A 13404-nucleotide genomic window follows, 5' to 3' on the forward strand; every position below is an offset into this window, starting at 1 on the left:
TTTCAAAGGTACAGGAAATTCGAGGAACATCCCCTCCAACCTCCCCTTCAAAGGGGAGGCTTTACGTTTTCGGGCCCTCCCTTTGAAGGGAGGGTTGGGAGGGATGTAAAAGCAATTTTCCTAAATTTAATTATGTCAAATAAAATCATCCCATACCGATCAGATTTAAAAGAGCTTGCCAGGGCTTTGAGGAAGGGTCAGACCGAAGCTGAAAAGCTATTGTGGGAGGCAATCAGGAGAAAAAAGCTGGGGGTGGAATTTCACAGACAAATCCCTTTATTGGATTTTATTGTTGATTTCTATTGTCACGAGCTTGGACTTGCAATTGAGGTGGACGGTTCTGTTCACGACACTCAATTTCTGGAGGATGCTGAGCGTTCAGCTAAAATAGAGCAGTATGGCGTTAAAATTTTACGGTTTACAAATGATCAGGTCTTTAAGGATATAAATAGTGTGATAGCAGCCATCAAGTTGGAAATTGAAGAGCGCAGTTAACATCCCCTCCAACCTCCCTCCCGAGCCATTCGGGAAAGGGAGGCCGGGGTGGGATGTTTTAGATTTTGAGGTTAGGTCATTCCTCATAAAAAGGGTATTTTAGGGCTTCTTAATTTTACACACTTTAGTATGCGTCCGTTTCTTCTTGTTTTTTCTTTTCTGTTTTCCCTTATAGGCTTTGCTCAGGAATCTATCGTAAAAAATATTCCGTTTAAAAATGTAGGCCCTACGATTATGAGTGGCCGGGTGGTTGACATTGATGTCAATCCACAAAACAGCGCCGAGTTTTATGTGGGCTACGCCACCGGGGGAGTCTGGCACACCGTCAATAATGGAATTACGTTTGAGTCGGTTTTTGATGCAGCGCCCACCCAAAATGTGGGAGATATTGCCATAAACTGGGACGAGAACATCATCTGGGTAGGAACCGGTGAGACCATTTCTTCCCGCTCTTCCTATGCCGGGATCGGAATTTTAAAAAGTACCGATAATGGGAAAACCTGGGAGCAAAAAGGGCTTCTTGATTCGCATCACATCAGCGATATTATTTTAGATGAAAGCAATCCGGACGTGGTAGTCGTAGCGGCTTTGGGGCATTTGTATTCGCCCAACGAAGAACGCGGCGTATTCAAAACTACCAATGGCGGCGACACCTGGACCAAAACACTTTTCGTAAGCGATCAGGCCGGGATCATCAGTCTTGTTGCTGCGCCCGAAAATCCTTCAGTGCTATACGCGGCTTCCTGGGATCGCGAGCGTGCCGCGTGGAATTTCAGAGGTGCTGGGGTTAATTCAGGCATTTATAAATCTACAGATGCGGGTAATACCTGGCAGTTAGTAACCGTAGATACCGCATTTCCGCAGGGCGAGGGCACCGGGCGTATAGGGCTTGCCGTAGTGGATGCCAATACCGTTTATGCGGTTCACGACAATCAGAATTATAGGGATGCGGGTGAAAAGAAAGAAGCTAAAAAGAAAGACGAGTTGGAGCCTGAGCAATTTCAGGAAATGACCAAAGCCGAATTTTTGGCACTTGAAGAAGCAAAGCTGAAAGATTACCTGCAAATCAAACGTTTCCCCAGAGAATACGATGTGCAGAAGGTTAAAGACCTGGTTAAGAATGACGAACTCAAACCAATCGATTTCTTTAAATACACCTACGATCGCAATGCGCCCGAGGAAGAAGGTGAGGTGATAGGGGCTGAAGTCTTTAAAACCACCGATGGCGGTAAAACCTGGAACCGAACCCATGAAGGGTATATTGATGACTTTTTCTTTTCTTACGGTTATGTTTTCGCAGAAATGACGGTAAACCCACAAAATCCCGATGAATTTTATATGGTAGGCGTACCTATCGTAAAATCTACAGACGGCGGAAAAACATTCAGTTATATTGATGAACCCAATCTGCACGTAGATCATCACGTGGTGTGGATTGACCCTAAAATGCCGAATCACCTCATTAACGGAAATGATGGAGGTCTCAATATGTCTTACGATGGCGGAAAAACCTGGTCTAAGCTGAATTCGATGCCCTTGGGTCAGTTTTACGCAATTAATGTAGACTATGAAAAACCCTACAATGTGTACGGTGGTCTTCAGGATAATGGTACCTGGAAAGGCCCCAGCACCTATGAAGCTTCAAAAGAATGGGAGGCCGAAGGTAAGTATCCGTACGAGCGTGTAGGCGGCGGTGACGGGATGCAGGTGCAAATAGACCGCAGAAACAGCGATATCATCTACGTGGGTTCGCAGTTTGGGTATTATAACCGCATCAATCTGGAAACCGGTGACCGCGAATTCATAAGGCCCAGTCATACATTAGGTGAAGAGCCTTATCGCTTCAACTGGGAAACGCCAATTTTGCTTTCCTCGCACAATCAGGATATTTTGTATTTGGGCGGAAACAAACTGATGCGTTCTATGAATCAGGGGAAAGACTGGACAGCCATTTCGCCAGATCTGACCACCGGCGGTAAAAAAGGCAATGTGCCCTACGGAACTTTAACCACCATCACTGAATCTCCTTTTCAGTTTGGATTGATTTACACCGGTAGTGACGACGGAATCATTCAGGTTACTCAGGATGGCGGTAGAAGCTGGGATGTCATCTCTCAAACGCTTCCGCAGGAATTGTGGGTTAGTACGGTTTTGGCTTCCAAACATAAAAAGAGCCGCGTATATGCAAGCCTGAACGGTTATCGTTACGACGATTTTAAACCTTATGTTTATGTGAGTGAAGATTTTGGTAAAACCTGGAAAGATATCAGTGCTAACCTGCCTGATTCTCCTGTAAACGTAATTATTGAAGATCCCGTAAAAGAAAATATCCTGTATTTGGGTACTGATGAGGCTTCTTATGTTTCCTTTGATAGCGGAAAATCCTGGGCGTTATTTAAAGGAAGTATGCCCGCCGTGGCAGTACACGATATGGTGGTGCAGACCGAAGCAAACGATCTTGTGGTGGGGACACACGGCCGCTCGATTTTTATTTCCAGTTTAAATGATATTCAAAGTTTTGATCCCGCTAAGACCGAAGCTTTACAGCTTTTCAAAATAGAAGATGTAGATTTTTCGACCAATTGGGGCCGAAGCTGGAGCGCCTGGAGAGAGGCCTATACGCCTGAAATTCAAATCGGTTTTTATGCGCCGGTTACAGGAACTGCAACGTTAAACATTCAGTCTGAATCCGGAAAAACACTTAAGTCTTGGGAAGCAGCGGTAGATAAAGGCTTTAATTATGTGCCTTACGATTTGAGTATAACCGAAAGCGGTAAAAACCAACTCGAAAAAGCAAATAAAGACCTTAAAATGAAGAAAGCCGATAACAGCTTGTATTACCTACCCCCAGGGAAATATATCCTTGAGGTTAAGTTGGACGGAAATTCTAAAACCACCAGTCTTGAAGTGAAAGAAGGCAACCGCCGCAGAGATGCTGCGCAGGCTGCCGCTAACAGTCCGGAAGAGGACTAACCCAAACCCAATGGAATTAAACCTGAGCATCCCGGCTTTGTTGTTTCCGGCCATTTCTTTAACGATGTTGGCCTATAACGCCCGCTATCTGGCCATTGCAGCGCTTATTCGCGATTTGCATAAGCAGTATCAAAATCATTCTTCAAGTCCGGTAAAAAAGCAAATCAAGCAACTGCGTAAACGTTTGGGAATTATCAAGGCGATGCAGGCAATGGCGATCATCAGCTTTATTTTGGCCGTAGTGACGATGTTTTTGATTTATATCGAAATGAAAATAGTAGCCAACCTGGTTTTCGGGATAAGTCTGGTTGCATTGATGATTTCTTTAAGTCTTTCGTTTATAGAAGTGCAATTAAGTACCAAAGCTTTGGGAATACAACTCAATGATATGGAAGATTAATGCTCCTTGCGCGCAAATTCAATGCTAAATCTTTCGGCTAAATGAATCTCAATAGATTGATTGTCAGCAGTGATTTTTAGAATCTTTTAAGATTCTCTGTTTAACGAGAAGCCTATATTTCAAAGGTTTTCGGAAGAAATCTTGAACAATTGTCAGGTTATTTAAAACCATTCCAAAAGCGGTCTCAAAGTTTGTGAAAACAAGCGCTGAGCCGTATTTTTGCATCACTAAATTAAAAACGTAAATAAATGGGAATCATTTCCTCTTCTATCGCCCGAAAAGTAGCCATGGCACTTTCAGGTTTGTTCCTTGTATTGTTTTTAGGTCAGCATTTTACAATCAATGTAACCTCGACTTTTAGTCCGGAAACCTTTAACTCCTGGTCTCATTTTATGGGAACCAATTTTTTGGTACAGGCTATCTTACAGCCCGTTCTGATTTTTGGAGTCATTTTTCACTTTGTGATGGGTTTTATTCTGGAAGCCCGCAACCGTTCCGCGCGTAGTATCAATTACGTGAGTTATAAAGGCAATGCAAACTCCAGCTGGGTAAGTCGCAATATGATCTATACCGGTCTTGTGGTGCTTGCATTTTTAGGACTGCACTTTTATGACTTTTGGTTCCCGGAAATGGTTCACAAATACGTAGAATCGAATCCGGAAGATGCTACCCGCTATTACGGGGAGTTGGTAGAGAAATTTCACGATCCGCTTCGTACCGGTTTTTACGTGATTTCATTTGTGTTTCTGGCTTTGCACCTGTTTCACGGTTTTGCATCTTCGTTTCAATCCGTGGGCTTTAATAACAAATACGCGACCGGCTTAAAGAAGTTTGCCAAGGTTTATGCAATCGCCATTCCTGCAGGTTTTATTTTCATCGCGTTGTTTCACCATTTTAATCACTAGACCATGTCAGAATTAAAATCAAATATACCAGACGGACCACTTGCTCAAAAGTGGACTAAACATAAAAACGATATTAATCTCGTCAACCCGGCAAACAAGCGTAACATTGATGTTATTGTAGTTGGGACGGGTCTTGCGGGAGGTAGTGCTGCTGCTACACTGGCAGAACTGGGCTACAACGTTAAAACATTTTGCTATCAGGATTCTCCACGTCGTGCACACTCTATTGCAGCACAGGGAGGTATCAACGCGGCAAAAAACTATCAGGGAGACGGGGATTCAAACTATCGTTTATTCTACGATACGATAAAAGGGGGTGATTACCGTTCGCGCGAAGCAAACGTGTATCGCCTTGCTGAAGTTTCTTCAAATATTATTGACCAGTGTGTGGCACAAGGGGTTCCTTTTGCCCGTGAATACGGTGGTTTGTTAGACAACCGTTCTTTTGGTGGGGTTTTGGTTTCCAGAACTTTTTATGCGAAAGGACAAACCGGTCAGCAGTTGCTTTTAGGAGCCTATTCTGCAATGAACCGTCAGATTAACCGGGGCAAGATTCAGCCGTTTAACCGTCACGAGATGTTAGATTTGGTGCTGGTAGATGGTAAGGCGCGTGGGATTATTGCCCGTGACCTGGTAACCGGTGCGATCGAAAGACATTCGGCTCACGCCGTGGTTTTAGCCAGTGGTGGTTACGGTAACGTATTCTTCCTTTCTACCAATGCGATGGGAAGTAACGTAATGGCAGCGTGGAGAGCGCACCGTCGTGGCGCATACTTCGCAAACCCCTGCTACACGCAGATTCACCCTACCTGTATTCCGGTTTCTGGAGATCATCAGTCTAAACTGACCTTGATGTCTGAATCGCTGCGTAATGATGGGCGTATTTGGGTTCCGGCTAAAAAAGAAGATGCTGAAGCGATACGTGCCGGTAAATTAAAACCTACCGAAATTAAAGAGGAAGACCGCGATTACTACCTGGAGCGTCGTTATCCTGCGTTTGGTAACCTGGTGCCTCGTGATGTGGCTTCCAGAGCTGCAAAAGAGCGTTGCGATGCCGGTTTTGGGGTAAACAAAACAGGAGAAGCTGTATACCTTGATTTCAAGAGTGCGATCATCCGCTACGGAAAAGAAGAAGCTTTGATTAACGGAAATCAAAATCCTACCGATCAGGAGGTTTACGATTACGGTAAAAAGGTTGTAGAAAACAAATACGGAAACCTCTTCCAGATGTACGAGAAGATCGTTGATGAAGATCCGTATAAAACCCCAATGATGATTTACCCTGCGGTGCACTACACTATGGGAGGTCTTTGGGTAGATTATAACTTACAGACTACCATCCCTGGTTGTTATGCCGCCGGTGAAGCTAATTTCTCTGATCACGGAGCTAACCGTCTTGGAGCTTCTGCTCTAATGCAAGGTTTGGCTGACGGGTATTTTGTATTGCCTTACACGATAGGAGATTACCTTTCAAAAGACATTCGTACCGGTAAAATCCCAACAGATTCTCCCGAGTTTGATCAGGCTGAGAAAGATGTACGCGATCGTATGACGAAGTTGATGAGTGGTAAAGGCACGCATTCCGTTGATTATTACCACAAAAAATTGGGTAAAATCATGTGGAATAAATGCGGAATGTCTCGTAATGCGAAAGAATTACAGGAGGCGATGGATGAGATTGCTGAGTTGCGCAAGGATTTTTGGGAAAATGTAAAAGTACCCGGAACGATGGATTCTAAAAATGCGGAGCTTGAGAAAGCCGGAAGGGTAGCAGATTTCCTTGAATTAGGAGAATTGTTTGCTAAAGACGCATTAACGCGTAACGAGTCTTGCGGAGGTCACTTTAGAGAGGAATATCAAACTCCGGAAGGGGAAGCATTGCGTGATGATGAGAATTTCAGTTTTGTTTCTGCCTGGGAATACAATGAAAACCCTAGAGAAGCTAAACTTCATAAGGAGGAATTGGTTTTTGAAAACATTGAAGTTAAGACCCGTTCGTACAAATAGAAGTTAAAAGTTATGTGTTAATGGTTAATTGGGGATGAGTGATATCAAAAGTTTTGAAGATTTAAATTGCTGGAAAATGGCAAGAAAACTTCGAAATGACATCAGTAGACTTTTGAAAACATTCCCGGATCATGAAAAATTTGAATTGATTGCTCAGATGAGAAGAGCTTCAAGATCAGTAACACATAATATTGCAGAAGGCTACGGAAGGTTTCACCACAAGGAGAATATACAGTTTTGTAGAACCTCACGTGGCTCTTTGCACGAATTGCTTGATCAGTTTATAACTGCTTTTGACGAGGGTTATATAGATCAGGAAGTTTTAGATAAATATAAAAAGCAGGTGTATGATTGTTTAGCGGTTTTGAATGGTTATATCAATTATTTGAAACGCGCATCCAATTAACATTTAACAATTAACAAATAACGTTTATGAAACTTACGTTAAAAATATGGCGTCAGGAAAGCGCTAAGGCAAAAGGAGCGATGAAAACCTATCAGATTGATGGGATTGACGGAGATATGTCTTTTCTTGAAATGCTAGACGTGCTTAATGAAGATTTGATTAATAAAGGTGAAGTGCCGGTTGAATTTGATCACGATTGTCGTGAGGGAATTTGCGGTAGCTGTTCGCTACAAATCAACGGGGAGCCACACGGTCCGGACCGTCTGGTAACTACCTGCCAGTTGCATATGCGTAAATTTAATGATGGAGACACTATTACCATCGAGCCTTTTAGAGCAACAGCATTTCCGGTGATTCAGGATTTGATTGTAGATCGTTCTGCTTTTGACCGCATTCAACAAGCGGGTGGGTATATCTCAGTTAATACTTCAGGAAACACTGTTGATGCAAACGCAATCCCCATCGAAAAACAAAATGCAGACGACTCATTTTATGCTGCTACTTGTATAGGTTGTGGAGCTTGTGTGGCGGCTTGTAAGAATGCTTCGGCTATGTTGTTTACATCAGCTAAGGTATCTCAGTTTGCCTTGCTTCCACAGGGAGAGGTAGAAGCGACTGAGCGTGTTCAAAATATGGTGCGTCAGATGGACTTGGAAGGTTTTGGTAATTGTACTAATACCGGGGCTTGCGAGATCGAATGTCCTAAAGGTATTTCTTTAGAAAACATCGCCCGTATGAATCGCGAATACTTAAGCGCAGTAAGCAAAGGATAATTTTTTCGCAAAGCGGAAATTATAAAATTGACCTCACAGGTTTTTAAAACCTGTGAGGTCTTTTGTTTTAACTATCTTTAAACAGGTTAGGTGTTATTATTTTTAATCAAATGAAAAAAACAGTTTTCAGCCTTTTATTAGTGATATCTGCGTTTAGCTCTTTTTCTCAGGATGTGTCGGGCACCTGGGTTTGGGATTCGGATAACGATGAAAATTCATTGGAGTTAATTTTATCGACAGAATCAAAATTGGATCTTTTGGGTTCATATTGTGCTGTATTTCAAAAAGGGAATAAAGTAGACTGCAATGATTCCACCGAAGCGCCAAATATCTATTTGCGCCAAAGTGGGCCGAATACTTTTGAGGGCACATTCAGAAGCTCTTTTAGTAACACTTCTGGTCAATTGAAACTAATAAGTTTAGACTCAGATAAACTCCAACTAGAAGTTATTTCCGAACCGAGCGGTGAATATTATTTGCCCAAAAGTGTCTTTTTAGAGCGTGTTTCAAAAATAGATAGGGAATAGCTTTCTGTAAGTCATCCCAAAACTGCATTAGATGCCTTAATCTTAAGTATGATTAGAGTCTACCCAAACAACCACTCTACCACATCATTCATCTTCGCGACTTTCACGATGTTGATGCCGTAGTTGTTTTTCGGAATTTTACAGTATTTCGAAATCATAATCGTACCGAAGCCCAATTTTTCAGCTTCCAGAATGCGTTGCTCTACGCGGGTAACAGGCCGTATTTCTCCCGCAAGGCCGATTTCTGCTGCAAAGCAAATGTCTTTTGCGACAGCAATATCTTCATTGCTAGAGAGAATTGCAGCCACTACGGCCAGATCAATTGCGGTATCGTCAACCGAAATTCCTCCGGTGATATTTAAGAAGACATCTTTCGCCCCAAGTCTGAATCCCGCACGTTTTTCAAGCACCGCGAGAATCATATTGAGCCGCTTGGCATTATAACCCGTTGCGCTGCGCTGTGGCGTGCCGTAGACCGCGGTACTCACCAAAGCCTGTATCTCGATCATCAACGGGCGCATCCCCTCTAAGGTGGCAGCTATGGCTGTTCCGCTCAACTCCTCATCATTCTTTGAGATTAAAATCTCAGACGGATTGGAGACTTCCCGCAAGCCGCTGCCCTGCATCTCATAAATACCCAATTCATTAGTTGACCCAAAACGGTTTTTGTGCGCTCTTAGAATGCGGTACACGTGATTGCGGTCGCCTTCAAACTGCAGTACCGTATCCACCATATGCTCCAGAATTTTCGGTCCGGCGATATTCCCGTCTTTTGTAATATGACCGATTAATATAACCGGAGTAGCAGTTTCTTTCGCAAATTTGATAAGTTCGGTAGTGGTTTCACGTATTTGCGAAATGCTTCCGGCGCCGCTCTCAATATAATCGCTGTGCAGGGTTTGAATGGAATCAATAATAACAATATCGGGCTCTACGGCTTCGATCTGCTTAAAGATATTCTGCGTTTTGGTTTCCGTCAGAATAAAACAATTTTCGGCTTCAGCATTGATGCGCTCGGCTCGCATTTTTATTTGCTGAGCACTTTCTTCCCCAGAAACATACAGCGTTTTATAAGGCAACATCAACGCAATCTGAAGCATGAGTGTGCTTTTACCAATACCCGGTTCTCCGCCCAGTAAGGTTAGCGAACCGGGCACAAGGCCGCCGCCCAGCACCCGATTCAGCTCGTTGTTTTTGGTATTGAGCCTCGCGTCGCGGGTGGTGTCAATCTCCTGAATGCGCTGGGGTTTAGCCACACGTTTTGCCGTAGGTGTCTCGGCCTTCCAGCTGGTTTTTTCTGCTTTTTGTACTACTTCTTCTGCAATGGTATTCCACTCCTTACAAGAATTGCATTGCCCCTGCCATTTGGCATACTGAGCACCACAGTTTTGACAGAAAAAGGTCGTTTTTACTTTTGCCATTAATATCCAAAATCATCTTTAATGCGCTGCGCACGCATCATCAGTAAGTCTTTATTAATATTTGCCACATCTTTAAGCACCAAAGCTCCTTCGTAGGTGCGCAGGGCCTTTTTAGGCTCGCCCTGACCTTCAAGAGCACGCCCCAGATAATAAGCACCCAAAATGGTCTCGGGGTATTCTTTGCGTGCAAGTTTTCCCAGATTTTCAAAACCTTCCCAGTCTGCCTTTTTATCAAGAGCTGCTGCTACTGCGATAAAATCATTAATGCGGATCTGGTCTTTTAAGCCGAAAAGATTCTCAATCGTCTCGTATTTAGAAACCAGATAATCGTAAGGGGAGTCGCTTTTTAAGAGTACGTCATTAAACTCTTTTTTGCTAATGGGTCTGTATACCGAAAACACTTTTTCAAGGGCATTGGGTATTGCCCTGCCGGCTAATGAGTAATGCGAGGCATTCTCAAAATCGTCAAAGTAATAATGAAACCTGTCATTCTCTATAGCTTTCAATTCCTGATCAAAGGCTAGGGTGCTTTCGCGAAGGCTTTCAATATCTTCACTACCGGTTGCCTGATAGTAAAAGAGTTGATTTTCAGTATTCTGAAAAACGGGAAGCAGTCGGTTAGTCATTTCAGGAGCGAGATCGGGGCTTAAAGAAATGTATGCGCTAAAAAGCGGCGGACTTTTCATCAAATAATAATTGCTGAAAGCGGCCGTAACATCGTGTCCCACAACTACGTTAAAAGGCGCGAGGTGATATTTCTTGCTGAGCCATGGAAAAAGGTCCATCCCCACAAACTCAAAAAAGGCAGCTCCGGTTTCGGCGGGCAAAAAGTTCTCGTCACTGTAATAGGTGTCGCTCATACGATCGGGCTGCATAATGCCTACCACTATGGCCTGTGGCATATCTTCCCAATAACTGTAATAATCAACGCTACCGGCAACAGGCTCAAAGAGGTAATCCCCGTCCATAACCACGATAACCGGATAGCTCTTGTCCTGGTTGGTTTCGTAATTGCGCGGAAGCTGAATTTTAATGTTACGGGGCTCGCTGAGCGAGTTAGAAGGCACACTTTCATAAAGCACTTGTGCCTGACTGCTGAATACCAGAAACAGCAGGAAGTAGGTAATAGTTTTCATTTGAGGTAGATTTTAGGTACTGTGAATTTAGGTATAAAAACCGAAGCTACCTCTTAAGTTTTAGGGTGAAAGAATTAACGGTTGCGGTTAAGTAGCGGAAGCAAAAGAAAAGAAAGTGCTCCAAATACAATAACCAGAAGCGTTTGAGAACCCCAGATAATCCAGCCAAAAGCCTCGCCTCCCTGCTTGGTAAAACCAAAGAATACGAACAAAGCCCCAATGGCTATAGGATAAACCCCAATACCGCCATTAGTCACCGAAATGGAAAACGAACCAATGATAAATGCCGCGAGAATCACGCTAAAAGGCGCAACAGCGATTTCGGGAATGGTGAACTTGATCACCCAAAACATAGCCACATACATCAGCCAAATGAATAAGGTGTGAGTGATAAATGCCCATTTATGCTTCATTTGTAAGACGCTAAGCATCCCTTCTACGAGGCCGGCGGCGAAGCTTTTGATTTTTAACAGGAAACCACTTTTTGCGCGTTTAATAATTTTGAAACCAACAAAAATCATCGCAACAACGGCAACCAGAAAAATCAGGGTATACAGCGGATTGATGTTTTGCTCTGCGAAATATTCCAGCAGCAAATCGGTTTGTAATCCTATTGCAAGAGCCACAAGTAAAAGCAGCATAATAAAGTCTGCAAGACGCTCAGAAATGATGGTGCCAAATGCCTTTTCAAAAGGTACTTCTTCATAAGTCGTCATCAAGGCGCCTCTCAAGAACTCTCCGCTACGTGGAATACCCAGATTGGCAAGATAGGCGGCCATAACTGCCATAAATCGGTTTGCCAGTCCGGTTTTATAGCCCATAGGCTCCAGCAAATACTTCCAGCGGTAAGCTCTGGAAAGATGGCTTAAAACTCCAAAAACCAGAGAGAGCAAAACATACCATGGATTAGCCAATTTGATATTTTCCCAAAGTGTGGCGCGTTCCTCAGGAGTGGCCGAACTTAAGGAATAGTAAATGAGAAAAACCCCAATCCCCAGCGGGATGATGATTTTTAAAAGCTTAATCAGGGATTTTTTACTCAATTTAAAAAGGAGTCAGGTTATTTCAGCAAATTGGTCTCTTCATCCGGAAACACCAAAGAAGGTTTAAAGGCTTTGGCTTCCTCGAGTTCCATAAAGGCGTAGACAATTAAGATAAGCGTATCACCTTTGGCAACTTTACGAGCTGCAGCGCCATTAAGGGTGACCTCCCCGCTTTTACGGGGTCCGGGAATTGCATAGGTTTCCAGACGCTCTCCGTTTGTGACGTTTACAATCTGAACGCGCTCTCCTTCAATAATGCCTGCAGAGTCCATAAGATCTTCATCAATGGTAATGCTGCCTATATAGTGCAACTCGGCACCGGTTACTTTTACGCGGTGAATTTTTGACTTTACAACGTTAACTAACATGGTGTAAAAATAGGGTTTTTAATTTAGGGCGATGTTGTCAATAAGACGCACATCATCTGCAAAAGCAGCGATAAACGCGCGGTAGTGCTCGTTTTCTTTCTTTTCTGAAGCGTGAGCAAGGCTGCTGGCGTTGGCGATTTCAAAGTATTCCAAATTGAAAAGCGCGTGATCCTTAAATTCATTTTCAACAAAAGCTTCAACTTCACTCGTGCTTTTGTCGTTAAACAGCGCTTTAGCTTGCATTAATGTTTTGTAGATAAACGGCGCGGCTTCCCGATGTTGTTTAGAAAGGCGCTGATTGCGGGAGCTTTCTGCAAGGCCGTCCTCGTGGCGGCTAATGGGGCAGCCTATAATTTCAACCGGAAGTTTTTCAAGCTCAACCAGTCTTTTAATGATTTGTAATTGTTGATAGTCTTTTTCGCCAAAAAAGGCCAGATCAGGCTGAACAATTTCAAACAGATACTTAAGAACAGTTGCTACACCTTCAAAATGCCCGGGTCTGAAAGCGCCCTCCATAACAGAATCCAATCCGGCAAAATCAAAATCAAGCGACTTTACATTTGCGCCGTATATCGTTGTAGTGCCTGGTGCAAAAACAAGAATCTCAGGATTTATACCTTCTAAAAACGCTAAATCAGCCTGTAAATCTCTGGGATAGGTTTCCAGATCCTGAGGATTATTAAACTGCGTAGGGTTTACAAAAATGCTTACCACAACCACGTCGCAGTTTTTTTGGGCGAAATCAAAAAGGCTCGCATGCCCGCGATGCAAGGCTCCCATCGTAGGTACAAAACCTATTTTAAGGCCTTTTTTTTTAATGTTTGCAACAGCCGCAGAAATTTGCGGTCTATGTGTATATACGTGCATCCGGACTAATTTAACAGGCGGCAAAATTACTATATTACTGGCAATCTGCATAAATTTTAGTAATTTTGCGTGTTTTTTAGCCG

At 43.3% G+C, this 13404-nt stretch carries 13 protein-coding genes; 8 read left to right on the forward strand and 5 right to left on the reverse strand.

Features of this window, described 5'->3' with window-relative positions; genetic code table 11:
* Window positions 1–132: 132 nt before the first annotated feature.
* The 8 genes from CJ305_RS07070 (at window position 133) to CJ305_RS07105 (ending at window position 8486) form a co-directional block, all read left to right on the forward strand.
* Window positions 133–495, forward strand: coding sequence for an endonuclease domain-containing protein (locus CJ305_RS07070; RefSeq protein ID WP_099645890.1), 363 nt, complete (start codon window positions 133–135; stop codon window positions 493–495).
* Window positions 496–624: 129 nt separating this feature from the next.
* Window positions 625–3468 carry a WD40/YVTN/BNR-like repeat-containing protein gene (locus CJ305_RS07075; RefSeq protein WP_099645565.1) on the forward strand — a complete coding sequence of 948 codons (2844 nt, stop codon included), beginning with the start codon at window positions 625–627 and terminating at the stop codon, window positions 3466–3468.
* 10 nt (window positions 3469–3478) lie between these two features.
* Window positions 3479–3868 (forward strand): DUF2721 domain-containing protein, encoded by a 390-nt coding sequence (locus tag CJ305_RS07080; RefSeq protein ID WP_099645566.1) that lies wholly within the window; start codon window positions 3479–3481, stop codon window positions 3866–3868.
* Between the two features lie 248 nt (window positions 3869–4116).
* A complete protein-coding gene (locus CJ305_RS07085) occupies window positions 4117–4773 on the forward strand; it encodes a succinate dehydrogenase cytochrome b subunit (RefSeq protein ID WP_099645567.1) in 657 nt (218 codons plus the stop codon).
* A gap of 3 nt (window positions 4774–4776) precedes the next feature.
* Window positions 4777–6780 carry a fumarate reductase/succinate dehydrogenase flavoprotein subunit gene (locus tag CJ305_RS07090; RefSeq protein ID WP_099645568.1) on the forward strand — a complete coding sequence of 668 codons (2004 nt, stop codon included), beginning with the start codon at window positions 4777–4779 and terminating at the stop codon, window positions 6778–6780.
* 34 nt (window positions 6781–6814) lie between these two features.
* Window positions 6815–7186, forward strand: coding sequence for a four helix bundle protein (locus CJ305_RS07095; protein ID WP_099645569.1), 372 nt, complete (start codon window positions 6815–6817; stop codon window positions 7184–7186).
* Between the two features lie 26 nt (window positions 7187–7212).
* On the forward strand, window positions 7213–7959 hold the full coding sequence (locus CJ305_RS07100; RefSeq protein WP_099645570.1) for a succinate dehydrogenase/fumarate reductase iron-sulfur subunit: 747 nt from the start codon (window positions 7213–7215) through the stop codon (window positions 7957–7959).
* Between the two features lie 110 nt (window positions 7960–8069).
* Window positions 8070–8486, forward strand: coding sequence for a hypothetical protein (locus tag CJ305_RS07105; protein WP_099645571.1), 417 nt, complete (start codon window positions 8070–8072; stop codon window positions 8484–8486).
* 59 nt (window positions 8487–8545) lie between these two features.
* Here the strand turns inward: CJ305_RS07105 and radA are convergent, their stop codons facing one another.
* From radA to panC, 5 genes are all read right to left on the reverse strand, one after another.
* The gene (gene radA / locus CJ305_RS07110) at window positions 8546–9907 is read right to left on the reverse strand and encodes a DNA repair protein RadA (RefSeq protein WP_099645572.1); all 1362 of its coding nucleotides are present in this window, start codon (window positions 9905–9907) and stop codon (window positions 8546–8548) included.
* Window positions 9907–11043: an alpha/beta hydrolase gene (locus CJ305_RS07115; RefSeq protein WP_099645573.1), complete on the reverse strand. Its 1137-nt coding sequence runs from the start codon at window positions 11041–11043 to the stop codon at window positions 9907–9909. Before CJ305_RS07115 ends, radA begins: the two co-directional genes overlap by 1 nt.
* A 74-nt stretch (window positions 11044–11117) precedes the next feature.
* Window positions 11118–12086: a lysylphosphatidylglycerol synthase transmembrane domain-containing protein gene (locus CJ305_RS07120; protein ID WP_099645574.1), complete on the reverse strand. Its 969-nt coding sequence runs from the start codon at window positions 12084–12086 to the stop codon at window positions 11118–11120.
* Window positions 12087–12103: 17 nt separating this feature from the next.
* Window positions 12104–12454, reverse strand: a complete 351-nt coding sequence (panD, locus tag CJ305_RS07125; RefSeq protein WP_099645575.1) for an aspartate 1-decarboxylase — start codon at window positions 12452–12454, stop codon at window positions 12104–12106.
* 18 nt (window positions 12455–12472) lie between these two features.
* Window positions 12473–13321 (reverse strand): pantoate--beta-alanine ligase, encoded by an 849-nt coding sequence (gene panC, locus CJ305_RS07130; RefSeq protein ID WP_223248821.1) that lies wholly within the window; start codon window positions 13319–13321, stop codon window positions 12473–12475.
* Window positions 13322–13404: the final 83 nt, after the last annotated feature.

Origin of the sequence: Leeuwenhoekiella nanhaiensis, from assembly GCF_002744755.1 — a bacterium.
GTDB classification, from domain to species: Bacteria; Bacteroidota; Bacteroidia; order Flavobacteriales; family Flavobacteriaceae; genus Leeuwenhoekiella; species Leeuwenhoekiella nanhaiensis.